25 protein-coding genes are annotated in these 23,137 nt (G+C 55.5%); 15 read left to right on the top strand and 10 right to left on the bottom strand.

The genetic code is table 11. The features are described from left to right. The first annotated feature begins 248 nt into the window (after positions 1–248). From VOI14_RS02050 to VOI14_RS02025, 6 genes are all read left to right on the top strand, one after another. Positions 249–1,229 (top strand): sensor histidine kinase, encoded by a 981-nt coding sequence (locus VOI14_RS02050; RefSeq protein WP_323750353.1) that lies wholly within the window; start codon positions 249–251, stop codon positions 1,227–1,229. Positions 1,230–1,244: 15 nt separating this feature from the next. Next, positions 1,245–2,000, top strand: coding sequence for a LytTR family DNA-binding domain-containing protein (locus tag VOI14_RS02045; protein WP_323750352.1), 756 nt, complete (start codon positions 1,245–1,247; stop codon positions 1,998–2,000). 108 nt (positions 2,001–2,108) lie between these two features. Next, positions 2,109–3,050 carry a hydroxymethylbilane synthase gene (gene hemC / locus VOI14_RS02040; RefSeq protein WP_323750351.1) on the top strand — a complete coding sequence of 314 codons (942 nt, stop codon included), beginning with the start codon at positions 2,109–2,111 and terminating at the stop codon, positions 3,048–3,050. Beyond that, entirely contained in the window at positions 3,031–3,846 is an 816-nt protein-coding gene (locus tag VOI14_RS02035) for a uroporphyrinogen-III synthase (RefSeq protein WP_323750350.1), read from the top strand. Before hemC ends, VOI14_RS02035 begins: the two co-directional genes overlap by 20 nt. Positions 3,847–3,856: 10 nt before the next feature. Next, complete coding sequence (locus VOI14_RS02030; protein ID WP_323750349.1) at positions 3,857–4,945, top strand: uroporphyrinogen-III C-methyltransferase; 1,089 nt, start codon at positions 3,857–3,859, stop codon at positions 4,943–4,945. Further along, complete coding sequence (locus VOI14_RS02025) at positions 4,942–6,183, top strand: heme biosynthesis HemY N-terminal domain-containing protein (RefSeq protein WP_323750348.1); 1,242 nt, start codon at positions 4,942–4,944, stop codon at positions 6,181–6,183. The genes VOI14_RS02030 and VOI14_RS02025 overlap by 4 nt, the downstream gene beginning before the upstream one ends. A 4-nt stretch (positions 6,184–6,187) precedes the next feature. Here the strand turns inward: VOI14_RS02025 and VOI14_RS02020 are convergent, their stop codons facing one another. From VOI14_RS02020 to rho, 3 genes are all read right to left on the bottom strand, one after another. Continuing rightward, positions 6,188–7,180, bottom strand: a complete 993-nt coding sequence (locus tag VOI14_RS02020; RefSeq protein WP_323750347.1) for a 2Fe-2S iron-sulfur cluster-binding protein — start codon at positions 7,178–7,180, stop codon at positions 6,188–6,190. Positions 7,181–7,193: 13 nt separating this feature from the next. Next, positions 7,194–8,681: a 4-hydroxy-3-polyprenylbenzoate decarboxylase gene (gene ubiD, locus VOI14_RS02015; protein ID WP_323750346.1), complete on the bottom strand. Its 1,488-nt coding sequence runs from the start codon at positions 8,679–8,681 to the stop codon at positions 7,194–7,196. Positions 8,682–8,892: 211 nt separating this feature from the next. Then, positions 8,893–10,155 (bottom strand): transcription termination factor Rho, encoded by a 1,263-nt coding sequence (gene rho, locus VOI14_RS02010; RefSeq protein WP_323750345.1) that lies wholly within the window; start codon positions 10,153–10,155, stop codon positions 8,893–8,895. A 308-nt stretch (positions 10,156–10,463) separates the two neighbouring features. Here rho and moaB point away from each other — a divergent pair, with 308 nt between their 5' ends. From moaB to VOI14_RS01990, 4 genes are read left to right on the top strand one after another with little or no spacing between them, the layout of a single operon-like run. Next, positions 10,464–11,036 carry a molybdenum cofactor biosynthesis protein B gene (gene moaB / locus VOI14_RS02005; RefSeq protein ID WP_323750344.1) on the top strand — a complete coding sequence of 191 codons (573 nt, stop codon included), beginning with the start codon at positions 10,464–10,466 and terminating at the stop codon, positions 11,034–11,036. A 12-nt stretch (positions 11,037–11,048) separates the two neighbouring features. Then, the gene (gene glp / locus VOI14_RS02000; protein WP_323750343.1) at positions 11,049–12,263 is read left to right on the top strand and encodes a gephyrin-like molybdotransferase Glp; all 1,215 of its coding nucleotides are present in this window, start codon (positions 11,049–11,051) and stop codon (positions 12,261–12,263) included. 2 nt (positions 12,264–12,265) lie between these two features. Further along, positions 12,266–12,526, top strand: a complete 261-nt coding sequence (gene moaD / locus VOI14_RS01995) for a molybdopterin converting factor subunit 1 (protein WP_323750342.1) — start codon at positions 12,266–12,268, stop codon at positions 12,524–12,526. Between the two features lies 1 nt (position 12,527). Next, positions 12,528–12,974, top strand: coding sequence for a molybdenum cofactor biosynthesis protein MoaE (locus VOI14_RS01990; protein ID WP_323750341.1), 447 nt, complete (start codon positions 12,528–12,530; stop codon positions 12,972–12,974). A gap of 40 nt (positions 12,975–13,014) precedes the next feature. Here the strand turns inward: VOI14_RS01990 and mobA are convergent, their stop codons facing one another. Beyond that, entirely contained in the window at positions 13,015–13,605 is a 591-nt protein-coding gene (gene mobA, locus VOI14_RS01985) for a molybdenum cofactor guanylyltransferase MobA (protein WP_323750340.1), read from the bottom strand. Between the two features lie 57 nt (positions 13,606–13,662). After that, positions 13,663–13,989: a thioredoxin TrxA gene (trxA, locus tag VOI14_RS01980; protein WP_014420340.1), complete on the bottom strand. Its 327-nt coding sequence runs from the start codon at positions 13,987–13,989 to the stop codon at positions 13,663–13,665. Between the two features lie 273 nt (positions 13,990–14,262). On the opposite strand from trxA, the gene ppx reads away from it, so the two are divergent. Beyond that, positions 14,263–15,795, top strand: coding sequence for an exopolyphosphatase (gene ppx / locus VOI14_RS01975; RefSeq protein WP_323750339.1), 1,533 nt, complete (start codon positions 14,263–14,265; stop codon positions 15,793–15,795). Here the strand turns inward: ppx and VOI14_RS01970 are convergent. Continuing rightward, positions 15,776–17,731, bottom strand: coding sequence for an ATP-binding cassette domain-containing protein (locus tag VOI14_RS01970; RefSeq protein ID WP_323750338.1), 1,956 nt, complete (start codon positions 17,729–17,731; stop codon positions 15,776–15,778). The two genes, ppx and VOI14_RS01970, sit on opposite strands and share 20 nt — an antisense overlap. A 51-nt stretch (positions 17,732–17,782) precedes the next feature. Here VOI14_RS01970 and VOI14_RS01965 point away from each other — a divergent pair, with 51 nt between their 5' ends. The 3 genes from VOI14_RS01965 to VOI14_RS01955 all read left to right on the top strand — a co-directional run bounded on the left by VOI14_RS01965 (position 17,783) and on the right by VOI14_RS01955 (position 19,524). Further along, positions 17,783–18,316 (top strand): TIGR02444 family protein, encoded by a 534-nt coding sequence (locus VOI14_RS01965; RefSeq protein WP_323750337.1) that lies wholly within the window; start codon positions 17,783–17,785, stop codon positions 18,314–18,316. Continuing rightward, a complete protein-coding gene (locus VOI14_RS01960) occupies positions 18,310–18,696 on the top strand; it encodes a DUF4124 domain-containing protein (RefSeq protein WP_323750336.1) in 387 nt (128 codons plus the stop codon). Before VOI14_RS01965 ends, VOI14_RS01960 begins: the two co-directional genes overlap by 7 nt. 123 nt (positions 18,697–18,819) lie before the next feature. Beyond that, on the top strand, positions 18,820–19,524 hold the full coding sequence (locus VOI14_RS01955) for an FKBP-type peptidyl-prolyl cis-trans isomerase (protein WP_323750335.1): 705 nt from the start codon (positions 18,820–18,822) through the stop codon (positions 19,522–19,524). Between the two features lie 88 nt (positions 19,525–19,612). Here the strand turns inward: VOI14_RS01955 and rsd are convergent, their stop codons facing one another. Together rsd and VOI14_RS01945 are read right to left on the bottom strand one after the other, a co-directional pair. Then, on the bottom strand, positions 19,613–20,092 hold the full coding sequence (gene rsd / locus VOI14_RS01950; protein ID WP_323750334.1) for a sigma D regulator: 480 nt from the start codon (positions 20,090–20,092) through the stop codon (positions 19,613–19,615). A 106-nt stretch (positions 20,093–20,198) separates the two neighbouring features. Continuing rightward, entirely contained in the window at positions 20,199–20,705 is a 507-nt protein-coding gene (locus VOI14_RS01945; protein ID WP_323750333.1) for a disulfide bond formation protein B, read from the bottom strand. Between the two features lie 59 nt (positions 20,706–20,764). On the opposite strand from VOI14_RS01945, the gene VOI14_RS01940 reads away from it, so the two are divergent. Continuing rightward, entirely contained in the window at positions 20,765–21,226 is a 462-nt protein-coding gene (locus tag VOI14_RS01940; RefSeq protein WP_323750332.1) for a flagellar basal body-associated FliL family protein, read from the top strand. 8 nt (positions 21,227–21,234) lie between these two features. Here VOI14_RS01940 and rmf read toward each other — a convergent pair whose 3' ends face one another. Both rmf and gshA read right to left on the bottom strand, forming a co-directional pair. After that, complete coding sequence (gene rmf / locus VOI14_RS01935) at positions 21,235–21,453, bottom strand: ribosome modulation factor (RefSeq protein ID WP_323750331.1); 219 nt, start codon at positions 21,451–21,453, stop codon at positions 21,235–21,237. Positions 21,454–21,565: 112 nt separating this feature from the next. Next, the gene (gene gshA, locus VOI14_RS01930) at positions 21,566–23,122 is read right to left on the bottom strand and encodes a glutamate--cysteine ligase (RefSeq protein WP_323750330.1); all 1,557 of its coding nucleotides are present in this window, start codon (positions 23,120–23,122) and stop codon (positions 21,566–21,568) included. Positions 23,123–23,137: the final 15 nt, after the last annotated feature.

The raw sequence follows: 23,137 nt of genomic DNA, 5'->3' as shown, positions 1-23,137 counted from the left end.
CACTGAAGCGGCCGCCCCAAGGTTTTTCGGAGGATGTGGTCTGGTCAGGTTTTTTCTGATCCGTCATGGTCTATCTTTCCTGCTGATAGCCCGGCATCATCAGGCCGGCCGTGGGTAAATGAAATTTCGGGCAGTATAACATTCCGACCCGGGTTAAGGAGACTTCCCTGAAACCGATCAACACCCTGCGAACATCCAGCACCGCTGATTTTTTTGTGCCCGACTTATGTAAGGTTCGAGCGGTGTTCATGCTACTGGTCACCAGCGAACTGCTGGTGCTGGTTCTCGCGATCGTGCAAGCAGAGCGCAGCTGGATTGACTGGAACTACTTTGGCTTGCTGTCGCTGTTCGTGCAATGGACCACGCTCACCAGCACAGCCCTGATCTGTGTACTCAGACCCTGGCTGGCACGCCGAAGCGTCGCACAAGCCACCCTGATCATTGTCGGCATCGTGCTGCTCGATGTTTTGGCCTTCAGTTTGTTCGCCGACAGCGTTCTGCACCCGGACCAAGCACTTACACCGTGGCAGAGCATCGCCAAAAAACTGCTCTTGGCCTTACTGATTTCACTCATGGTACTCCGGTACTTCTACCTCCAGTACCAATGGCAACAACAAACCGAGGCGGAAATGCAGGCCCGTCTCACCTCGCTACAGGCCAGAATCCAGCCTCACTTTCTGTTCAACAGCATGAACACCATCGCCAGCCTGATCGCCAGCAACCCAAACCGGGCCGAGGAGGCGGTATTGGATTTGTCAGAGCTGTTTCGCGCCAGCCTTCGCACCGACGATCAACTGGTCCCTCTAAGACGGGAGCTGGAACTGTGCAGGCGGTATCTGGCCATTGAAGAATTACGCTTGGGTGACAGGCTTAACCTCGAGTGGCATATACAAACCGGCCTTGAACATCAGGCCATCCCCCCACTCACCCTGCAACCTCTGGTGGAAAATGCGATCTGTCATGGCATTCAACCCAAGGCGACCAGAGGCACGGTTCGCATTGAAGCCTATGCGAAAGGCAATTTCGTTTATTTGATGGTGCAGAACCCAAAACCGGACACCGAAAAACAACAGCATCAAGGCAATCGGGTTGCACTGACAAATACCCGAGCCCGCCTGCAAGCTCTGTTCGGCGAACCTGCCATACTCAAGCAGAGCCAACAGAGCGACATCTACACCGTCACCCTGCGTTTGCCGCGCAGGACGGTTAACCAACACAGCCAACAATAACGATACAAGGTCACCATGAGCACAGCACCACAACGCATCCTCATCGCTGACGACGAACCGCTTGCCCGCCAGCGCATCCAGAGACTATTGGAGGCACATGATGGCTATCAGGTCTGCGGCGAGGCCGCCGACGGTAACGACACTCTGCACAAGGTTGCCGAGCTTGAGCCGGACATTGTGCTGCTGGACATTCGCATGCCGGGACTGGACGGCATGGAAGCAGCGGAGAAATTAAGCCAACTGAACAACCCGCCGGCGGTCATTTTCTGCACTGCCTACGATCATTACGCCATTCAGGCGTTTGACGTGCAGGCCATTGCCTACCTGTTAAAGCCTGTGCGCCGAGAAGCGTTGGCCGATGCTCTGGCCCGGGCGGGTAAAATCAACCGGGTACAACTTCAGGTTTTAAACCGAGATTCCGCAACATCCAGCGAGCAGATTGCCGTTCGGACGCACCGCGGCACCGAATTAATTGAACTGGCCGATATTCACTACTGCGAGGCCGATCAGAAGTACGTCACGCTCCATCATAGCCGCGGCGAAACTGTATGTGACTACACCCTGAAAGAGCTGGAGCACGCTTACCCCGACCAATTATTGCGTATCCACCGGCACACGTTGGTGGGCGCCCGTTTCATTCAAGCGCTTAGGCGCACCCCCGATGGCCAAAACGAACTGGAACTCCGGGGTGTTGCCAATCGCCTCGCCGTAAGCCGCAGACACGCCAGCTTCGTCCGCCAATGGCTGCAGGAACACCAGCCCTCAGCCTGACGGGGCATGAAAAGCGCTCAAAAACGTTACATCCGAGCACCTTGCGGGACTTTTCTAATCGCTCAAGGTAACCTTGTAGATACATTTTTCTCAACGACAGTGAGTGCAATGTCCAAACGTATTCTTCGCATCGCAACCCGCAGCAGCGCCCTGGCATTGTGGCAGGCAGAATTCATCAAGTCCGAACTGGAACGGCTTCACAGCCATATCACCGTCGAACTGATCAAAATCAAAACCCAAGGCGACAAGATCCTTGATGTGCCTTTGGCGAAAATTGGCGGTAAAGGTCTGTTTGTCAAAGAGTTGGAAGAAGCCATGTTGGATGGCCGCGCCGATCTGGCCGTACACTCCATGAAAGACGTACCCATGGACTTTCCGGAAGGGCTTGGACTGGTAGCGATTTGCGAACGCGAAGACCCCACCGACGCCTTCATCAGCAACCACTACGCTAATATTGACGAGCTGCCTTCAGGCGCTGTGGTGGGCACCGCCAGCCTGCGACGGGAAGCCCAGATCCGCGCCAATCGCCCTGATCTCGAAATCAAAGTGCTCCGCGGCAACGTCAACACACGCTTAGCCAAGCTTGATGCCGGCGACTACGACGCCATCATTCTGGCAAGCTCCGGTCTGAAGCGTCTTGGCTTCAGCGACCGCATCCGTTATTGCCTGCCCGATACGTTCTGCTTACCCGCTGTCGGTCAGGGCGCACTGGGTATTGAGTGCCGACTGAGCGACAACGACCTGAAAGAACTGTTGGACCCACTGAACCACGCCGATTCAGCTGACCGTGTAAAAGCGGAACGTGCCATGAACCGTCGTTTAGAAGGCGGCTGCCAAGTGCCGATTGCCGCTTATGCGCTGCTGGAAGACGACGACACCTTATGGCTGCGCGGCCTGGTAGGCTCTGTGGATGGCACGCAAATCCTTCGTGTCGAGGGTCGAGCACCAAGAGCCGAAGGCGAACGTCTGGGCCGTGAGCTGGCAGAGCAACTGCTGGGCATGGGCGCCGATAAAGTGTTGGCTGAAGTGTATGGCCACACCCCAACCTGACCGCCAGCACGTCTGCCCAAATCTGGCAGGCCGACGAATCCTGATTTGCCGACCGGAACCGGAAGCGTCGCGCCTTGCCGAGGCCTTCCGGACCGCCGGCGCAGAATGTCGGTCGATGCCACTGCTGGTCCGGGAACCTCTACCCGAGACGCCCGAACAGCGAACACTGCTGCAAGAACTGGATAACTTCAGCCATGTGATCGCCGTCAGTCCCTTTGCTGCGCGCCTGTTACTCGACCACATCGATACCTGGTGGCCCCAGACCCCTCTGGGCATTCAATGGTACGGCGTAGGCTCAGGCACTTCCTCAGTGTTTGCACGCAACGGACTAAAAGCTCGCCAGCCCAAACAGGGCTGGACCAGCGAAGCCTTGCTCGAGCTCCCGTCCCTGCAAAATCTGGCGGGGGACAAAGTTTTATTGGCTCGTGGCGAGCAAGGCCGGGAGCTAATTCGTCAAACGCTGGAACAGCGCGGCGCGAAAGTCTCCGTCATGCCACTGTACCGACGCGCTCAGCCGTACTATCCTCCAAAACAGGTAGACGAGATTTTTGGTGATTTCCGGCCCGAAGTGGTCATTGCGCTTTCCGGAGAAACCCTGAACAATCTCAATGAACTTGCGCCTGACTACCACCCTGATTTGCACCGTGCTCTCGTGGTGGTTCCGGCCGAACGAGTAGCTCAGCAGGCCGAGAAGGCTGGCTTCAGAAACCTGATCGTTCCCGAAGGTTTGGATGATCAAACTCTGATTACCAGCGTCGCTTCAAAGCTTGCAGTAAAAGCTAACAACAACGGATAACCGAGTAAGGATGCCCGTGACTGAAACAACGAACCAATTGCCCGCCCCGGTTGAAGAGACCGACACCAAAAAACCGCGTCTCTGGCCTGTCTGGATCATCGCCATCATTGCCCTGATCCTTGTGATACTGCTTGCCCTATGGAACTGGCAGCAATGGAACAGGCAAAACAGCAGTCTGCAGGCGCTTCAGGACCTCAAGCAAGACACCGAACAACTCGAGAGTCTCTACGGAAGTCGGGGCAGCGAGCAGAGCCAGCGCATTCAAACGCTCGAAAACAAACTGGCTGAACAGCGCGAATTGATTGCCACCCAGCAACGGCAAATCGACCATAACGCCCGGGAATTGCTCGAGGCCGGCAACCGCACCCGCACCGACTGGCTGTTGGCGGAAGCTGAATACCTGCTGCGTGTAGGCAACCAGCGCCTGATGATCGAAAAGGACATTGGCGGCGCATTGTCGGCACTGGAATCGGCGGATGAAGTATTGGCGGAATCCGATGATATCGGTGTATACCCGGTTCGGGAGCAACTGGCGAAGGAAATCCTCGCCCTGAAAAGCATCCAAGGCGTGGATCGCACCGGTTTGTATCTGAAACTTGAAGCCGCCATTGCCAGCGTGAACGAACTCACCACTCAGGCGCTGATTCACGACCAGGCACCGGGTTTCAACATGACCGAAGACAGCAACGCTCCGGAAGATGGCAGCAATATGTTTACCCGGGGTTGGAACCGCTTCTTGAGCACTTTGAAAGACGTCGTGGTGGTGCGCAGAATGGATGAAACAGTGAAACCGCTGATGTCCCCCGACCAAAGTGCTTGGGCTCGCCTGAACCTGCAACTCATGCTGGAAGAGGCTGAAATGGCGGTACTTCGGGGCAACCAGGCGCTTTACGAGCGTGCCCTTGTAAAAGCCAGCAACACCGTCAGCGAATGGTACGACTCCAGCAACCCAGCTATTCAAGGCTTATCCGATGTCCTCGCTGAGTTGGCCGACAAGCACGTCGACCCGAAGTTGCCTGATGTCAGCCAATCTCTCAGTTTGCTCAAAGAGCGTCTGGCTGGCCGACTGGCGAACGACAGTGAGGATAAAGATTCATGATTCTCCTGTTGCTGATTATTCTTGGCGCGCTACTGATCGGAACCGGGCTGTCTCTTGGCTTGGCATACGATTTGGGCTACATCCGCATCAGCTTGGGCAATTATCTGATCGAAACCAATTTCTGGGTCGGCCTGGCGTTGATTGTTCTGCTGGTGATTGTGAGCCTGCTGGTTATCAATACCATCAAACGGTTCCGCAAAGGCACCAGCCTGATGGCTACCTGGGTTAGCCGGGGCCACGAGCGCCGCGCCAGACGCCGCACCACCAAAGGCCTTCTTGCCCTTGCCGAAGGCAATTGGCCCAGAGCTCGAAAACTGCTGTCCAGTGCGGCTAACCATGCCGACACACCGCTTATTAACTATTTAGCCGCCGCCCAAGCGGCCTCCGAAACCGGTGATCACGAAGGCGTTGATGACCTGTTGCGTCTGGCCTTCGAAAGCACGCCGGGTTCCAGCCTGGCGGTTGGCATCACCCAAGCCCAGTTGCAGCTTTCCGGCAATCGCCTGGAGCAAGCGCTGGCAACACTGTTACGCCTGCGCAAGGAAGCACCTCACCATCCTTTCGTGCTGAAGCTTCTGAAAACCACGTATCTGCGACTGGAAGACTGGAAAGAACTCTCAAAACTGCTGCCGGAACTGCGTAAGCGCAGCGTATTAACCGAAAAAGAGCTGGACGACCTCGAACGTGAGGTCTGGAAGAACTTACTGGAGCGCGCCGCAGAAGCTTGCGAAAGGACCCGTGAGAGCGATCCAGAAGCCTCTTTGGAGCCCCTGACCCATTTGTGGGACGAATTACCTCGGTTCGTGCGCCGGGACGAGCACACCATTCGAGACTACGCTCGCTTATTAGCCCGCTTGGGCGACGAGGAACAAGCAGAAACCCTGCTGCGCAAGGTGCTAAGAAACCACTGGAGCGATGAGCTGATCAACCTGTACGGGCGGCTGGAGGGCAGTGAACCTGAAGTGCAACTGCTCACCGCCGAACAATGGTACAAAGATCGCCCAAACAACCCCCAACTGTTACTGGCATTGGGGCGTTTAAGCTTACGAAATCAGCTGTGGGGCAAAGCCCGAGAGTACTTTACGGCCAGCCTGAAATTGAAGCGAGACCGTGAGACCATGGCCGAGCTGAGCCGGCTGAATGCCCATATGGGCGAAGAAGAAAGTAGCGTAAAACTGATCATGCAAGAGCTTGAATCAGACAACGCCCTGCCCCAACTGCCAATGCCCAAGGCCTGATTTATCAGGCCCTTGGGGCATACTCCAGAACATCCGACAAAAAGTCTTGCTCGGAGAGCCCCGCATCGACCAACGCGTCCATCAGCGAGTACGCCATGGTCGGTGAGCCGCTGGCATGCACTTCTACCCGGCTCCAGTCGATGGCCTTTGCAAGCACCGCACGCACCAACTGGTCGTGGTGGCCACCCCAGTCGTTGTCCTCGTCATCGCCAACCACCGGAACAAAGGTGAAGGCATCCCACTCGTCCTGCCAACGCTGGGCCAGCGCGCGAAGGTACATATCTTCGTGTTTGCGGACGCCCCAGAACAGCGTGATGCTATGACTGAAGTTGGTTTCTTTCAGGTACTCCACCAAACTCTTCATCTGCGCGAAACCCGTGCCCGCAGCCACAAGCACCAGAGACTTATCCGGCGCTGCTGCCAGGCAAGCCTTACCGTGCGGCAACTGCACCGAGACATCTTCTCCTGAAGTCAACGCATCAATCACCTTCTGTGCGGAAACCCATTCCGGTGTGGCCTGAATGTGCAGGACGATGTTAGTCGCCGAAGGACTACTGGCAATCGAGAAATAGCAGGGTTCAGCGTCCGGCAGGTTTACCGATAAGTACTGGCCGGCGTGGAAGCTTACGTCCCGGCGACGTGGCAACTTCAACTCTACCCGGTATACGTCGTGGTTGATGGAACTGACGTCCACCACCTTGGCTTGATATACACGGGGCTGATGCTTTCCTGTTGCCATAACGGCGGGTATCTCCAATTCGATATCGGAAAGGGCCTGAGTCCGACACATCATCAGACGCTCTCCGGTTAAAATGAGTTGCTGATTGCGGGTATTCAGTGCTTGCCCGCTCACCAGTCGGGCTTCGCAGATTTCACAAACGCCGTTACGGCATGCCGCCGGTGCCTGGATGCCCGTCTCTGCAGCGGCCGACAACAAGTCTTCAGTGCCGTTTACCGGGTAGCTCAGCTCTGCCGGGCGCAAACAGATGCGATGCAAGGTTGCTACCCCTTCATTTTGGGGAGTTATCGGGAATTTCAATCCCCAGGCTGTCCCAGATGTCGTCCACTCGCTGCTTCACTTCGTCCGTCATGGCGATCGCCACACCCCATTCTCGATCGGTCTCACCGGGCCATTTATTGGTCGCATCCAGCCCCATTTTGGAGCCCAGACCGGATACCGGCGAGGCGAAATCCAGATAGTCGATCGGCGTGTTATCGACCAGTGTGGTGTCTCGGGTCGGATCCATCCGGGTGGTCATGGCCCAGATGACGTCTTCCCAGTTCCGAGCGTTGACGTCGTCGTCGGTCACAATCACGAACTTGGTGTACATGAACTGCCGCAAAAACGACCATACCCCCATCATCACGCGCTTGGCATGGCCGGGATACTGCTTTTTCATGGTGACAATGGCCATTCGATACGAACAGCCTTCCGGCGGTAGATAAAAATCTACGATTTCCGGGAACTGTTTCTGCAGAATCGGAATAAAGACTTCGTTCAGCGCCACCCCCAACACCGCCGGTTCATCCGGCGGTCGGCCAGTGTAGGTGCTGTGGTAAATGGGATCTTTGCGGTGAGTGATGCGCTCAACGGTAAATACCGGGAACTCATCCACTTCGTTGTAATACCCGGTGTGGTCACCGAACGGCCCCTCTGGCGCCGTATCATCGGGATAAATAAAGCCTTCCAGCACGATTTCAGCACTCGCCGGAACCTGAAGATCGCTGAGCCCAGCGTTAACCAATTCGGTACGCGAACCGCGCAGCAGGCCCGCAAAGGCGTATTCAGACAGGCTATCCGGCACCGGCGTAACGGCCCCGAGAATGGTGGCCGGGTCGGCACCCAAGGCAACCGCTACCGGGTACGGCTTATCCGGATTCGCTTTGCGGAATTCCTGATAGTCCAACGCTCCGCCGCGGTGGCTGAGCCAGCGCATGATTAATCGGTTACGACCGATTACCTGTTGCCGGTAGATGCCCAGATTCTGGCGTTCTTTATTGGGCCCTCGGGTAATAACCAGAGGCCAGGTCACCAACGGACCGGCATCCCCGGGCCAACAGTGCTGAACGGGAATCTGGTAGAGGTCAACCTGATCTTTCTCGATCACTACCTCTTGGCAAGGCGCAGAGCGCAGCACTTTCGGGCTCATGCGCATCACTTGCTTGAAGATGGGCAGTTTTTCAAGAGCGTCTTTAAAGCCCTTGGGGGGATCAGGCTCTTTCAGGAAGGCCAGCAGTTTGCCCACTTCTCGCAGAGCGGTAACGTCGTCCTGCCCCATGCCCAAAGCAACCCGCTTCGGCGTGCCAAACAGGTTGGCCAGCACAGGCATGTCATAGCCTTTCGGATTTTCAAACAACAACGCCGGACCACCTGCCCGCAAGGTGCGGTCGCAGATTTCGGTCATTTCCAGGTGGGGGTCGACTTCTACGCTGATACGTTTCAGCTCTCCCAGTTTTTCCAGCTGGGCAATGAAGTCTCTCAGGTCGCTGTATTTCATCTTATGCTCCGCTTTTGGCCTTCCGTACCTTGAGGGGTCGGTAGGTCAAAGTCAGTGTTTGGACTGGGGAGTTGGAACCAAGCCGGGCGAGGGGCCAAAACGGAAAACCTGGTTTTCCCGAATGTTTTGCCCCCTCGCCCGGCTTGGTTCTTCGAACGTTAGGCTTGGGTTCCGCGCATATGCGGTGTTCGCCCGACTCCGAAGTTCAAACTCAACGACGCTTCATAGATTGGAAGAATTCGTCGTTGGTCTTGGTATCCCGCAGCTTGTCCAACAGGAATTCCAGTGACGCTGTGTCGTCATCCATGGAGTGCAGCAACTTGCGCAGAATCCAGATGCGCTGGATCTCCGACTCAGACATCAACAGGTCTTCACGGCGAGTACCGGAGCGACGTACGTTGATGGCCGGGTAAACGCGTTTCTCGGCAATCTTACGGTCCAAGTGGACTTCCATATTACCGGTGCCTTTAAACTCCTCGTAGATGACTTCATCCATTTTGGAGCCAGTGTCGACCAGAGCCGTCGACAGAATGGTCAAGCTGCCACCCTCTTCAACGTTACGGGCAGCACCAAAGAAGCGCTTCGGTTTTTCCAGAGCGTGAGCGTCCACACCACCGGTCAGAACTTTACCGGAAGAAGGAATCACCGTGTTGTAGGCACGAGCCAGACGGGTCATGGAATCCAGAAGAATGACTACGTCTTTCTTGTGCTCCACCAGTCGCTTGGCTTTTTCGATCACCATTTCAGCCACCTGAACGTGACGGGCCGGCGGCTCATCAAAGGTGGAGGCAATCACTTCACCGCGCACGGTGCGCTGCATTTCGGTCACTTCTTCCGGACGCTCGTCAATCAGAAGCACCATCAGGTGACACTCTGGGTTGTTACGAACGATGGATTGGGCGATACCCTGCATCAGCAGTGTTTTACCGGCCTTGGGCGGCGAAACAATCAAACCACGCTGACCTTTACCGATCGGTGAGACCAGGTCGAGTACCCGAGACGAAAGGTCTTCGGTACTGCCGTTACCCACTTCAAGCAGCAAACGCTCGTCTGGAAACAGCGGCGTCAGGTTCTCAAACAGAATCTTATTACGAGCGTTGTCGGGCTTGTCGAAGTTGATCTCGCTCACTTTCAGCAGAGCAAAGTAACGCTCGCCATCTTTCGGTGGGCGGATCTTGCCAGCAACCGTATCGCCAGTCCGCAAGTTGAAACGACGGATCTGGCTCGGGGACACGTAGATATCGTCAGGGCCGGCCAGGTAGGACGCGTCAGCAGAACGAAGGAAGCCGAAGCCATCCTGCAGAATCTCCAGTACACCATCACCGTATATGTCTTCGCCGCTCTTGGCGTGCTTCTTCAGAATGCTGAAGATGACGTCTTGTTTGCGCGAACGGGCGAGGTTGTCGAGGCCCATTTCTTGCGCGATTTCGAGCAATTCGGGCACAGATTTCTGCTTGAGTTCAGTAAGATTCATAATTTGTAGGATTTTTCAGGAATGGAAGTGAACGACGGTTAAAATTGCAGGGATGCCCCTGAACGCGTTGATCATAAAAATATATTGAAACAAGGTGCTGGCAGATGGAGCATCCGGTGCAGAGGGAAGCCGGATATTATTGCTTGAGCCAGTAGAGTGGGAACAACTGTTCGCCGGGCAGTCAGCATAATCGACCACCTTGACCGGATATGTCAAGTCCCTGTCCAAAATTAAGCCAACCTTCCCATCCGCCCTCTTGATGCGGATACTAGGTAAACACCAGAACTCACCTGAACCGGAGCCTTGTCATGAGCAGTGACCCCGCCAATGCATTCAAGCCCTTGAACATCGCCATTCTCACGGTGTCGGATACCCGTACGGCGGATCAAGACACCTCTGGCCAGCACTTAGAAGACTGCACGCTTGAGGCGGGACACCGTTTGGTCGCCCGCCGCATTCTGCCGGATGACCCTTATCTGATGCGCGCGCTGGTGGCTCAATGGATCGCAGACTCTGATATCCATGTAGTGATGATCACTGGCGGCACCGGTTTTCACGAGCGTGACAGTACACCGGAAGCCATTGCACCATTGCTGGATAAAACCATTGACGGTTTCGGGGAGGAATTCCGACGCATCTCGGCTGGTGAGATTGGCTCGTCCACCATTCAGTCCCGTGCCTTTGGCGGTTTGGCCAACCACACCGTTGTTTTTTGCTTACCCGGCTCTACCGGTGCCTGCCGAACAGGCTGGGACGGCATTCTGAAAAACCAGTTGGACAGTCGCCACGGCCCATGCAACTTTTCCGCCTTGGTTTTACGCAAACCTGATCGCCCTTTCCAGCGCCTGCAGGAAGTCATTGGCGACCGGGCTGAGCGATAACCAGGAGGCATCATGACAAAGGCAAATCTTACGTCACTGGACGACGCTCTCACGCACCTTCTGGAGCACGCTACCGCGATCACCGAAACAGAATCCGTGACTCTAAGTGGTAGCTTGGGGCGGGTTCTGGCCCAAGACTATCACGTGCCTGCAGACGTTCCTCCGGCCGATAACAGTGCGGTCGATGGCTACGCCATCCGCCACGGCGACATTCACGATAGCGAACCTTTGAATGTGTCGGACCGCATTCCTGCAGGGGCCGCGCCTCAGCCCCTGCAACCTGGAACGGCGGCGCGGATCTTCACCGGCTCCGAGATACCGGCCGGTGCCGATGCTGTTGTCATGCAAGAACGGGCTGATCGCAGTGGCGATACCGTTATTATTAACGCCACCGTTGAACCCGGCCAAAACATTCGGCGTCGTGGTCAGGATTTGGCTCGCGGCGATCTTGCCCTCGCGCAGGGCACATGCATCCGACCACAGGAAATGGGGCTACTGGCGTCAATGGGGGTCAATCGGGTAACGGTGTTTGCACGACTCAAGGTCGCCATTCTCACCACCGGCGATGAACTGGTAGAGCCCGGCGAGCCGTTGGCACCGGGGCAGATATACAACACCAACCGCTTCACTCTGCTGGGTCTTCTGGCGGAAGCCGGCTGTGAGGTGGTGCTGTGCGAAACTCTGAAAGACTCTCGGGAAGCAACCGAGAGCGCGCTCAAGCGTGCCAGCGCTTTGGCGGATTTGGTCATCACCAGCGGTGGCGTTTCCGTGGGTGAGGAAGACCATGTCCGAGCGGTACTGGAAGCTTCCGGCAAGCTGTCGCTATGGCGTCTGGCGATCAAGCCCGGAAAGCCCCTGGCCTTTGGCGAGATGAACAGTACGCCGATACTGGGATTGCCCGGAAACCCCGCGGCGGTTTTGGTAACCTTTATGGTGGCAAGCATGCCTTACATTCGTCATTGTCAGGGTCGCCCACAAGTTCACCCACTGGGAGAGCAGTTACCAGCGAGCTTTGATATAGCGTCTGCGTCCATTCGCCGTGAATTTGTCCGGGCCCGCAAGCAGATTTCTGACGGAGCGGTGTCCGTCGCGGCCTACCCGAATCAGAGTTCCGGGGTTCTCAGTTCCGCTTGCTGGGGCGCTGGCCTTGCGGTGGTGCCGGAGAATACAACGGTGAAAGCCGGCGATTTGATTACCTACTACCCGTTCGCGGAATTGATGAGCTGATTATGTCCAACGCAATCCTGAACATTCGTTTTTTCGCCCGTCTGCGGGAAGAACTTGGCACCGAGAGTCTGCAATTTCCGGCGGTTCCGGGCCAAACAGTCGATGATGTGTTGTCGGAGCTGGCCAACCGTGGTGGTGTTTGGGCGCAGTTAAAGGGCTCCCAACCAGTATTGATGGCGGTCAATCAGGCCATGGCAAAATCAAGTACACCAGTGCATGCCGGTGATGAGGTTGCTTTTTTCCCGCCTGTAACCGGAGGTTGAGATGATTTCTGTCCAAACCGAAGATTTCGATGTTGGGACTGAGTACGAGGCGCTTCGCTCAAGCGGCTCGGGTACCGGCGCGATTGCAACCTTTTCCGGGTTGGTGCGGGATTCCGGGGATTTGTCCGGTGTGACGGGGTTGTTTCTGGAGCATTATCCGGGGATGACGGAGCAGGTGATTCAAGGTTTGATTGATGAGGCGTCTCGGCGCTGGGATGTTCGGCAGGCGCGAGTGATTCACCGGGTCGGGCGGCTGGCCCTATCGGATCAGATTGTGTTTGTCGGGGTGTGCAGTGCACATCGAGCGGATGCGTTTGCTGCTTGCGAGTTCATTATGGATGCGCTGAAGACTTCGGCGCCTTTTTGGAAGAAGGAGATTACCGGGGACTCGGAGCATTGGGTTGAGCAGAAGGATTCTGATGTTGATCGGTCTCGGGCTTGGGAGTAAATTTGTTCGGAGATGAACCGCCCGATATAAAAATCACATATTACCCTGTCAGATCGTCCGGCCGATTTCGGTTTTTGAACACCGCTTCGGCTTCCGGGCAATCCACCATGACCGCACCTACTTTCTTGACAAACCCCATCACTCTTCGATTATCCGTCGCCAGCCAACTCTCCAGTTCTTCAATCAAGCTGACTGGGTAAACACCGTGAAGCGGATGTGTTCGCCCCTGATTTTCGACGATGACGGGGCGATCAGGCTGGATTTCCCAGGCACTGATCAGGGTTTTAAAAATGTCGGAGGTGATGCCTGGCGTGTCGCAGGGGCACACCAAGACGGCGCCGGCGCCTTGATCCTTGGCGGTGATCAAGCCGGTCAGCAGGCCTGCCAAGGGGCCTTGGCCCTGGAGGTGCTCGAGGTCGGCCAGTACTCGACCGGGAGCCAGGCTTTCGTAATCGTGCAGGGATCGGTTGGCGCTGATGAAAAACTGCGGAGTGACGGCTTTCAGGGCTCGCTGCACCCGTTCGGCCATGGGCTCACCGTTCCAGATCGCCATGCCTTTGTCGATGCCGCCCATTCGGGTGGCTTTTCCGCCTGCCAGTAGCAGACCGATGATGCGGTTGGGGTTCTTCATAGCACAAAAAAACCGCCCGTGAACGGATGTTCAGGGGCGGTTCTCATCAACAGCGGATCAGAGGTTGCTGTCGAGGAAGGCGGCTAGCTGAGACTTGGACAGCGCGCCTACTTTAGTAGCGTCCACGTTGCCGTTCTTGAACAGCATAAGGGTCGGGATGCCACGAATATTGAACTTGGGTGGAGTCTGCTCGTTTTCGTCGATGTTCAGTTTGCAGACTTTGAGCTTGCCTTCGTATTCGTCGGCGATTTCTTCCAGAACCGGCGCGATCATTTTGCAAGGACCACACCACTCAGCCCAGTAATCTACCAGTACCGGAACGTCGGATTTCAGTACGTCCTGTTCGAAGGAAGCGTCGGTGACATTAACGATATTTCCGCTCATTACCTATTCCTGATTCAGGCGCTCCAATCTGATTTTGTATCAGCATTGGAGTCGCTGTTGGCTATAGCAGACGGTTAATCTTCTGTTCAGTGAAGCCGTCTACCCGAAAGTCGATACGCAATACTTTACGCGATTGGCAGCGTGGATGTGAAGTAAGTTGTATCCACGGCCCAATGGATTAGTGTCAGTATTGTCCACATTCGGCTACTGACACTTTGATGATGTTTCCCTTATAGTACAGCCAAGTTCACTCTACACAGGACGCCTATCACCGTGACGGCCGCATCTATTGCCGAGAACGAAGTCTCTTCCCCGGACCTGCTGGCTTCCATTGATATGGGGTCTAACAGTTTCCACATGGTTGTGGCCCGCCTGGTTCACGGTGAAATCCGTACCGTGGAGAAAATGGGCGAGAAAGTTCAGCTTGGCGCCGGACTGGATGCGGACAACAATTTGAGTGAAGAAGCCCAGCAACGGGGCATTGAGTGCCTTCGCCGGTTTGCACAAAGGCTGCAGGGCACCCCGGCGGAAGGCGTGCAAATTGTGGGCACCAATGCGCTGCGAGTCGCCCGCAACGCTCAGGAATTCATCGACAAAGCGGAAGAAGTGCTTGGCTATCCGGTGGAGGTTATTGCTGGCCGGGAAGAAGCTCGCCTTATTTACCTTGGCGTTTCTCACACGCTTTCGGATGATGAAGGCCGGAGGCTGGTGATCGATATCGGCGGTGGCAGTACCGAATTTATTATCGGCGAACGTTTCGAGCCGCAAGAACTATCGAGCATGCACATGGGTTGTGTGTCGTTCCGGAACCTGTATTTCCCGGATGGCAAGATCACCCGCAAGCAGATGGACAAGGCCATCACCCACGCCGAGCAGGAACTCCAGAGTATTTGGCGGCGTTATCGAGCGGTCGGCTGGCAAAGTGCCGTGGGCTCGTCGGGCTCAATCAAGGCCATAGCCAACGTTTTAGCCACCCTCAAGCTCACCGATGGCAGGATCACCCGGGAAGCGATGGACGAGCTCCGCACACGCCTGGTGGACATGGGCAATATAGACAAACTCGCCGAGTTAGGCGTTCGCGACGATCGTCAAAGCATTTTCCCGGCGGGGTTTGCGATTCTGCTCGCTGCGTTTCGCGCTCTGGACATTCAAGAGATGGAATTTGCTGACGGCGCGCTTCGGGAAGGCCTGCTGTACGATTTGCTCGGGCGCATCCAGCACGAAGACGTTCGCGAGCGAACCATCACCGCGCTGCAGGAGCGCTACCATGTCGATCAGGCTCATGGCACCGCAGTAGAACACACCGCACTTGCCGCCTGGGAACAGGTTGCGGACACATGGGGTTTACGCTCGCCCGCAGATGAAGACGTCTTGCGCTGGGCTTGTCGGCTGCATGAAATCGGCCTGACCATTTCCCACTCGCAATACCACAAGCACGGTGCATACTTGCTGCACTACTCGGACTTGCCGGGGTTCACCCTGCAATTTCAGAGAGCGCTGGCTACGCTGGTACGCGGGCACCGCCGCAAACTTTCACCGTTGGTATTCGAGTACGTCGAACCAGAAGACAAACCCCGACTGCACTACCTGTGCATCCTGCTGCGGCTTGCGGTTGTCATCCAGCACTCCCGAAATCTGGAGTCGGCCCCGGAGTTCCTGCTCCATGCCCAGGAAGAAGGGCTGACAATCGAGTTTCCGGAAGGCTGGCTGGATGATCGGCCACTCACCCTGGCCGACCTGAACAACGAGCGCGATTATCTTACGCGCCAGCAATTCAGTCTGGAAATCAGGACTCGGCAGAGCTGAGCGTCAATTCCTCTTCGAGGCTTTCGACGGTTTCGCTCACCTCCAGCCACTCCGCTTCGGTGTTTTCCAGCTCGCGCTTGAATCCCGCTTGCTCCGCCAACAGCTCCTTCAAGCGCACTTTGTTGCTGTCATCGTATACAGAGGGATCGGATAGCGATGTCTCAACTGACGACAGCTTCTCTTGCAGCTGATCCATACGGGCCTCCAGGGTGCCCTGTTTCTTGCGCCACGGGCTGATCTTCTTTCGAATCTCTGCTTCCTGCCGTTTCCGGGCTTTGCGCTCATCCGCGCTCAACGTTACCGGACCGGCTTTGCTGCCCGTTTTTTCTTCGGCTACCTGACGCTTGGGAGGCTCTTCATCGTCTTTACGACGATCCGCCAGCCAGCGCTCATAATCTTCCAGATCACCCTTGTACTCTTTCACTGCGCCATCAGAAACCAGCCAAAATTCGTCGACAGTATTGCGCAGCAAATGGCGGTCGTGTGACACCACCACAATGGCGCCATCAAAGTTCTGTAGCGCCATGGTCAGAGCCTGACGCATTTCCAGATCCAGATGGTTAGTGGGCTCGTCCAACAACAACAGATTGGGTTTCTGCCAGGCAATGACGGCCAAGGCCACCCGGGCCTTTTCACCGCCTGAGAACGAACGGATCGGGCTCAGCGCTTCATCTCCGTGGAAATCAAAGCCCCCGAGAAAATTTCTCACTTTTTGCTCAGATGCTCGCGGGTCGAGACGCTGCAGGTGCAGAAACGGGCTGGCGTCAAGATCCAGAGATTCCAGCTGATGCTGGGCGAAATAGCCTATGGCCAGATTATCACCTGCCGAGCGTTCACCCGACATCAGGGTGCCATCTCCCCGAAGAGCATCCATAAAGGTCGACTTACCCGCACCGTTTGGCCCTAACAGACCGATCCGCGAACCCGGCAACAACGATATATTGATGTCTGTCAGAATCGTAGTGTCGCCATGACCCGCCGAACCACGACGAATCGACAACAACGGGCTCGACACTTTGTCGGCAACCGGGAACTCGAAACTGAACGGCGAATCCACGTGAGCCGGCGCAATCCGCTCCATGCGCTCCAGCGATTTGACCCGACTTTGCGCTTGTTTGGCTTTGGTGGCTTTCGCTTTGAAACGATCAATAAAACTCTGAATTTCGGCAATTCGGGCCTGTTGTCGCTCGAAGTTTGCCTGTTGCTGAGCCAGCCGTTCGCTGCGCTGCGTCTCGAAAGCCGAATAGTTACCGGTATAGAGCTCCAGTTTCTTTTGATCGAAATGCACCAGATGGGTAGAGACCCTGTCCATGAAGTCCCGGTCGTGGGAGATGAACAGCAAGGTGCCCTGATACTTGCGCAACCAATTTTCGAGCCAGAGGCAGGCGTCCAGATCCAAGTGGTTGGTGGGTTCGTCGAGCAGGAGCAGGTCCGACGGGCGCATCAGTGCCTGAGCCAGATTGAGACGAATACGCCACCCCCCCGAAAATGCAGAAACCGGACGGTCGGCATCGCTGTCCGCGAAACCCAAGCCGCGAATCAGCGATTCCGCGCGGCGGGATGCAGACCATGCTTCGTGGTTATCCAACTCACCGTGGATGTGGGCAATGCCATAATCGTCCCCACGGGCTTCGGCCGCCGCCAGTTCAGCCTCCAGCCGACGCAACTCAAGGTCGCCGTCGAGGACGAAATCCCGTGCTGACCGGGATGATGACGCCACCTCTTGCGCCATATGGGCGATACGGCACCCACCTGGCAAAGAAACACTGCCCTGCTCTGGGCTCAAATGGCCCAATAAGAGCTGAAACAAGCTGGATTTACCGGCACCATTGGCACCCACAATGGCTACACGCTGGCCTGGCTGAACCGTCAGACTGACGTTTTCTAGCAACCAGACGCCGCCTCGTTGTAAACTGAGATCGGTTATCGTTAACATAGAGCAACTTTAATCCATGGATGTCAGCCAAGGAAGAGGGCTACCGTGACCATGACGCAGACAGAATCGTTGAATCTGCCGACCTTAATGGAACCGGACAATCCTCTATGGCGTTATGCACTGGCCTGCTGGCAGAAACCGGGATTGGCCGAAACCTGCCTGTCTCTTCAAGAGCAAGGCTGGAGCGTAACCCGAATCCTGTGCGCTGGCTGGTTAGGCATGAATGGGCGCACGTTCACCGGCATCGAGGACGCTAAGGTAACAGAGTGGCGCGAGCATGTAACCGGTCGCATTCGTTCAGCGCGAAAATCGATCCCCCGGCACCATGCACCCAGCCAGGAACTCCGAAGCGCGCTCGCGAAAGCCGAATTACAGGCCGAGCAAACAGAGCTGGCTCTGGCATGGCAAACGATTTATGAACGCAACCCGGACGTTGCGAGCATGCAAAACTGCACCACGGTTATCGTGCAGAACTTACTTACCGCAGCTCCACTCACGACACGGGAATTGCAGCATATGACCCAGATCACTGAGCTTGCAGATCTTTTGGCAGAGCACACTTGCCGGAGCACCGAGTCATGCTGATGAAGTGGCTGATACGGCTATCCTTCCCCGCTCTTGGCTTATTGTTACTGCTGATCTTTTTTGGCTTGGGCGACCCTGAAAATGTATCTGAGCCTGTGCGAAACGCAGAAACTCAGGAAACTCTCCCTCCCTTCGAAGGGCTCGTCCCGTCTCCGACTCCTGCGAACGGACCGGAGATTGTTTTCAAGTGGAAAGACACCGACGGCCATTGGCACTATGCTGATCAGCCCCCCGCTCAAGGCCAGTGGAATGCGTTGGCCATCGAGCGCAGTGAACCCTCGTCCCAGAAAGGCCCCTCTGCCGGCTCGAGCGATGATTGGGAGACGCCGTACAGCGCACCATTCTCAATGAACAGCCCTGCCTACAACAGAGAGTCATGACAATCATCATTCCGCAGCCTTAACACTTGTTCAGTAGCATCCTCTTACAGAACCCGTTAAGTTGTTGACCCAACATTTCCAACAGGGTCGAAGAGCCCTGAAACATGTGCAAAGGAACGATTCATGAAGAAAACACTCTTAGCCCTAGCCATGGCCGGTGTAGTCGCCGGTTGTTCAACCACCGAGCAGGATCCGTCGCTGGAAACCACGTCGGAGAAAGTCAGCTACGGCATGGGTCTCGTGATGGGCGAGCGCATGAGCAATGATCTGCCGGACCTGCAGATGCAGCAGTTCATTCAGGGTTTTGAACACGGTCAATCTGGCGATGAAGACGCCAAGCGGCTGACTCGCGAAGAAATTCAAAAAGCGCTTATGGCTTACCGGGAAGATCTGCAAAGCCAGCAGGAGGAACAGTACGAAGAACTGGCGCAAAAGAACAAAGAAGCCGGCGAAGCTTTCCTGGCTGAAAACGCCGAGCGCGAAGAAGTCCAAACAACAGAATCTGGCCTTCAATACGAAGTGATTGAAGAAGGCGACGGCGAAAAACCAACCGCTTCAGATCGTGTGCAAGTGCATTACACGGGCGAGTTGATCAACGGTGACGTATTCGACAGCTCTCGCGACCGTGGCGAGCCAGCCACGTTTGGCGTTAGCCAGGTTATACCCGGCTGGACTGAAGGCCTGCAGCTGATGAGCGAAGGTGCGCGTTACAAGCTGTACATCCCGGCTGAACTGGCCTACGGTGCGGCAGGCAATCAAGCCATTGCTCCCAACGAAGCACTGGTTTTTGACGTTGAGATTCTGAAGATTAACCCAGAAGCCAATTGATGCCAGCCAGCATCTAAAAAGCCGGTCTGAGGTTGCCCCTCAGACCGGCTTTTTATTGGATTCAAGAAAACCTTAAGCAACCCTGGTCTCAGACCGATGCCACCTTTTCAGCGTGCGCATTGTGTAAATGCTCGATCAGGAAATCTTCCATCTCAAACCGGCTTTCCAGCACTTCACCCAGACGTGACAGCTCGTTAAACAATGTGTCTACGTCCTCTTCGGTCAAGATACGGCCATCCACTTGATCGTTAAAAGCCAACGCCACTTCGGTCGTTTTCTGAATCTCCGGATACACTTTGGAAGCCAATTCCAGCCCGCCATCGTTAAAATCCCGGGCTTCCTGAGTCAGCTGTTCATAGACTTCGAAATGCCCCGCTGAAACGTAATCCACCAACGCTTCACACAACCGGACGAACTTCTTGCTCAGGGCTTCTGTTGGGCTGCGATCGCTTTCACCTGACAACTCGCAATAATGGACAAGTAGTTGCTGCCGCTCTTTCAACCAACGGTCAATCAACTCACTGACTCCACCCCAGCGCTCCTTGGCATTCCGACAATTCTCCAACATGACGCCTGTCTCCCTAGATCAAGCAACCAGTTCACTGGTTTTTATTCAAATAGCTTCGCTTTCGTTCATTCAAGTTACCCCATGGCTGCGGTGAGCCGCAACTATTTCAGCTCTGCAACTTATTTCCTGGCCGACCCGGGCGGAACAGCATAACCAAACCCACCAGAATCAACGCTGCAAAGAAAACCGCCGTCCAACCCGGAATGCTCAGCCCAAGAAAACGCCAAACCACTTCGGCACAGTCTCCGGTACCCTGGAGCGCGGTTTTGAGCACGTCGAACCAAGGTAAAACCTGCAACAAATAATCCACCGAAGGCCCACACGCCGGCACCTGATCCGCGGGTAGATTCTGTAGCCATAGCTGCCGACCGGCAACGCCCAAGCCTGCACCTGCGGTGAGAATCAGGAAAAATCCGTACACCCGCTGACCAACCTCGGCGGGACCGTGCAGAAAGGCAATCAGGCTGACCAAGCCGGCCCCCATAAACCCGAATCGCTGCAACCAGCACAACGGACATGGATCCAGGCCCATGATATGTTCCATATAAAACGCCACACCCAACAGCGCAGCACACATTGAAAACACAAAGCCAAAGACCCATCTGCTTGTCAAAACGTCACCCCGGAATCATGATGTCAGATACAAATAACCGATGGACCCAATCGTAACCTATGAATAATGCCAAGCACATGACCATGAACCGTATATTTTTCTTACGCCTGCTACTGGTGCTTTGTACGATGAACTTTTGGCAGAGTGCGGCGTTGGCCGAGGAGGCGGAGGACAGCGCCCCCGAAGACACAGGCGTGACCGACTACATTGAGATGAAACCGCCATTCGTAACGCACGTGGGCAAACCGGGGAACAAGGTTAATTATCTGAAAGCCGCCGTTACCCTTCGGGCGTCGAGCGAGTCGGTGCGCTCTGTCGTAGAGACTCATAACCCAAGACTGCGTCATGAACTGGTGATGCTATTCGGGGAACAAACGGATTTGGACACGCTGTCATCAATGGAGGGTCAACAGACGTTGCGAGAAGAAGCGGCCCGAAGAATTAATAGCGTACTGGAAGAGCAACAAACCGGGGAGCAAATCACCGGCGTGTTATTCACCGAGTTTGTCGTTCAGCGTTAAAACACGTATCAGGCGATGCGTGCGAATAGACTGTCGGTCTGCTGCTGTTTTTGGGCCTCGACAGCCGCTTGCGCATCGTCCCAGCCAGCTTCCCATGCTGCGATCACGACGTCACCACGGTAGGGGCAACGGGATTTATCCATCCTCATAGACCCTGCCATTGCACCTTGGCGATACGCTTTATTAAGCGCCTCGACATCCCATCCGAGCCCACTATCCTTCGCCATAACGTGCCTCCCTACCTAGTATTACTCAACGTAACAGCAGGTAACCAAAGCAGCAAACACAGATCCACAATCTGTGCGTCACGTCCCTTTCACGGTGTGACGCACAGACTGTTCAGGATTTTATATAGTCTTCCAGGAACTCAGAGAAGGATTGGGTATCAGCGGCTTCCATAGCGGCCTGTTCAGCCTTCGAGTCGCGACTCATGGCTTCAAAGCGCGCCAGCGCCTCCCCAGACATCGTCTCGTCAGCCAGAGTCTGCTTGTGTTGCTGTGAAATCGACAGCACCCAATCCCGATGGCCCAGGCCGGAAGCACTCATGGCCTCCATCACTCGAGCCGAGGGCACTGACCAGTCGTCACCCTCAATTTTACTTTGCTGCGCTGACAGCGCCGACTGATAGGTATTGCCATCCTGCCAGCTATCCAACAGCTCCGCTAACGGCTGCAGGCGTTCAAGCAACTCGTTCGCGGCTGAGCCAACCTGCACCCGCTCTCCGCCCTGACACAGCGTGAGATCCTGCCAGCGGCCTTGGGCAACGACATCCTTGTAACCATCATCCAGCCGCTCACACTCCGCTTTACCGATCACCGGTGACTCTGAGAGCAGGCAATCCAATAAGAACAGATCCAGAAAATCCACTTGCTCACGATTAATACCCACCGGAGAGAAAGGATCAAGGTCCAGACACCGAACTTCGATATATTCGACCCCCCGAGCATCCAGTGCCTGAATCGGTTTTTCACCGCGTTCAGTGGTGCGTTTGGGTCGAACCGCACTGTAGTACTCGTTTTCGATCTGCAGGATGCTGGTATTAAGCTGAATGAACTGACCGTTCCGGCGCGTACCGATGGCTTCATAGTCTGGCCAGTTGGTGTGAATGGCCTGATCCAGCGTCTCTGTGTAGGTGGTCAATTCGTTGAAACAGATGTTCAACGACGCCTGGGCATTGTTGTGATAACCCAAATCGCCCATTCTCAGAGACGTCGCATACTGACCAACCCAAGTGCCATCACCAAAGCGCTTAAGATCATGAGTCACACCGGCAACAAAACTGGCATCCAGCGCCGGTGAGGCTCCAAACAACAGCATCAGCAGCCAGCTACGCCGACGGAAGTTTCGAATCAACCAGAAGTACTGCTCGGATTTGAAGTCTTTCAGTGCGCCGTGATTACCCGTCACTTCCTGCCACTTACGCCAGAAGCTGTCGGGCAGCGAAAGGTTATAGTGGGTACCCGCAATGCTCTGCATGATGCGGCCATAGCGCACCGCTAAGCCCTGACGATAGACGTGTTTTAGCTGACCGATATTAGAACGGCCAAACTCAGCAACCGGAATGCTCTCGTTGCCGTTGATCTCGCACGGCATACTGGCAGCCCAGAACACTTCATCGCCAAGATTCTGCTGCACAAACTTGTGAGTATCCCGCAGTGACGCAAGCATATCGTCGGTGTTGCTAAACACCGGAGTGATCAACTCCAACAATGATTCAGAGTAATCGGTGGTGATCTGTGGGTGCGTTAATGCCGCGCCCAAGGCGGACGGATGCGGCGTTTGGGCGATAAAGCCGTTGGCATCTGCCCGCAAACCTTCTTTTTCAACACCCTTGAGAAAGCCGCCCCAATCGGAAGCGGAGAACTGGTAAAACAGGGAATGGCGGGAATCAGCCATGGTGAGCTCCTGTGC

The organism is Marinobacter sp., from assembly GCF_034669625.1.
Taxonomy (GTDB): Bacteria; Pseudomonadota; Gammaproteobacteria; order Pseudomonadales; family Oleiphilaceae; genus Marinobacter.
This window is presented reverse-complemented; position numbering and strand designations above follow the sequence as displayed.

Bases quoted from the DNA above. Each gene is read 5' to 3' on its own strand.
- VOI14_RS02050 (WP_323750353.1), top strand. From the start codon at position 249: ATGCTACTGGTCACCAGCGAACTGCTGGTGCTGGTTCTCGCGATCGTG.
- VOI14_RS02045 (WP_323750352.1), top strand. From the start codon at position 1,245: ATGAGCACAGCACCACAACGCATCCTCATCGCTGACGACGAACCGCTT.
- hemC (WP_323750351.1), top strand. From the start codon at position 2,109: ATGTCCAAACGTATTCTTCGCATCGCAACCCGCAGCAGCGCCCTGGCA.
- VOI14_RS02035 (WP_323750350.1), top strand. From the start codon at position 3,031: ATGGCCACACCCCAACCTGACCGCCAGCACGTCTGCCCAAATCTGGCA.
- VOI14_RS02030 (WP_323750349.1), top strand. From the start codon at position 3,857: ATGCCCGTGACTGAAACAACGAACCAATTGCCCGCCCCGGTTGAAGAG.
- VOI14_RS02025 (WP_323750348.1), top strand. From the start codon at position 4,942: ATGATTCTCCTGTTGCTGATTATTCTTGGCGCGCTACTGATCGGAACC.
- ubiD (WP_323750346.1), bottom strand. From the start codon at position 8,681: ATGAAATACAGCGACCTGAGAGACTTCATTGCCCAGCTGGAAAAACTG.
- rho (WP_323750345.1), bottom strand. From the start codon at position 10,155: ATGAATCTTACTGAACTCAAGCAGAAATCTGTGCCCGAATTGCTCGAA.
- moaB (WP_323750344.1), top strand. From the start codon at position 10,464: ATGAGCAGTGACCCCGCCAATGCATTCAAGCCCTTGAACATCGCCATT.
- glp (WP_323750343.1), top strand. From the start codon at position 11,049: ATGACAAAGGCAAATCTTACGTCACTGGACGACGCTCTCACGCACCTT.
- moaD (WP_323750342.1), top strand. From the start codon at position 12,266: ATGTCCAACGCAATCCTGAACATTCGTTTTTTCGCCCGTCTGCGGGAA.
- VOI14_RS01990 (WP_323750341.1), top strand. From the start codon at position 12,528: ATGATTTCTGTCCAAACCGAAGATTTCGATGTTGGGACTGAGTACGAG.
- mobA (WP_323750340.1), bottom strand. From the start codon at position 13,605: ATGAAGAACCCCAACCGCATCATCGGTCTGCTACTGGCAGGCGGAAAA.
- trxA (WP_014420340.1), bottom strand. From the start codon at position 13,989: ATGAGCGGAAATATCGTTAATGTCACCGACGCTTCCTTCGAACAGGAC.
- VOI14_RS01970 (WP_323750338.1), bottom strand. From the start codon at position 17,731: ATGTTAACGATAACCGATCTCAGTTTACAACGAGGCGGCGTCTGGTTG.
- VOI14_RS01965 (WP_323750337.1), top strand. From the start codon at position 17,783: ATGACGCAGACAGAATCGTTGAATCTGCCGACCTTAATGGAACCGGAC.
- VOI14_RS01960 (WP_323750336.1), top strand. From the start codon at position 18,310: ATGCTGATGAAGTGGCTGATACGGCTATCCTTCCCCGCTCTTGGCTTA.
- VOI14_RS01955 (WP_323750335.1), top strand. From the start codon at position 18,820: ATGAAGAAAACACTCTTAGCCCTAGCCATGGCCGGTGTAGTCGCCGGT.
- rsd (WP_323750334.1), bottom strand. From the start codon at position 20,092: ATGTTGGAGAATTGTCGGAATGCCAAGGAGCGCTGGGGTGGAGTCAGT.
- VOI14_RS01940 (WP_323750332.1), top strand. From the start codon at position 20,765: ATGAATAATGCCAAGCACATGACCATGAACCGTATATTTTTCTTACGC.
- rmf (WP_323750331.1), bottom strand. From the start codon at position 21,453: ATGGCGAAGGATAGTGGGCTCGGATGGGATGTCGAGGCGCTTAATAAA.
- gshA (WP_323750330.1), bottom strand. From the start codon at position 23,122: ATGGCTGATTCCCGCCATTCCCTGTTTTACCAGTTCTCCGCTTCCGAT.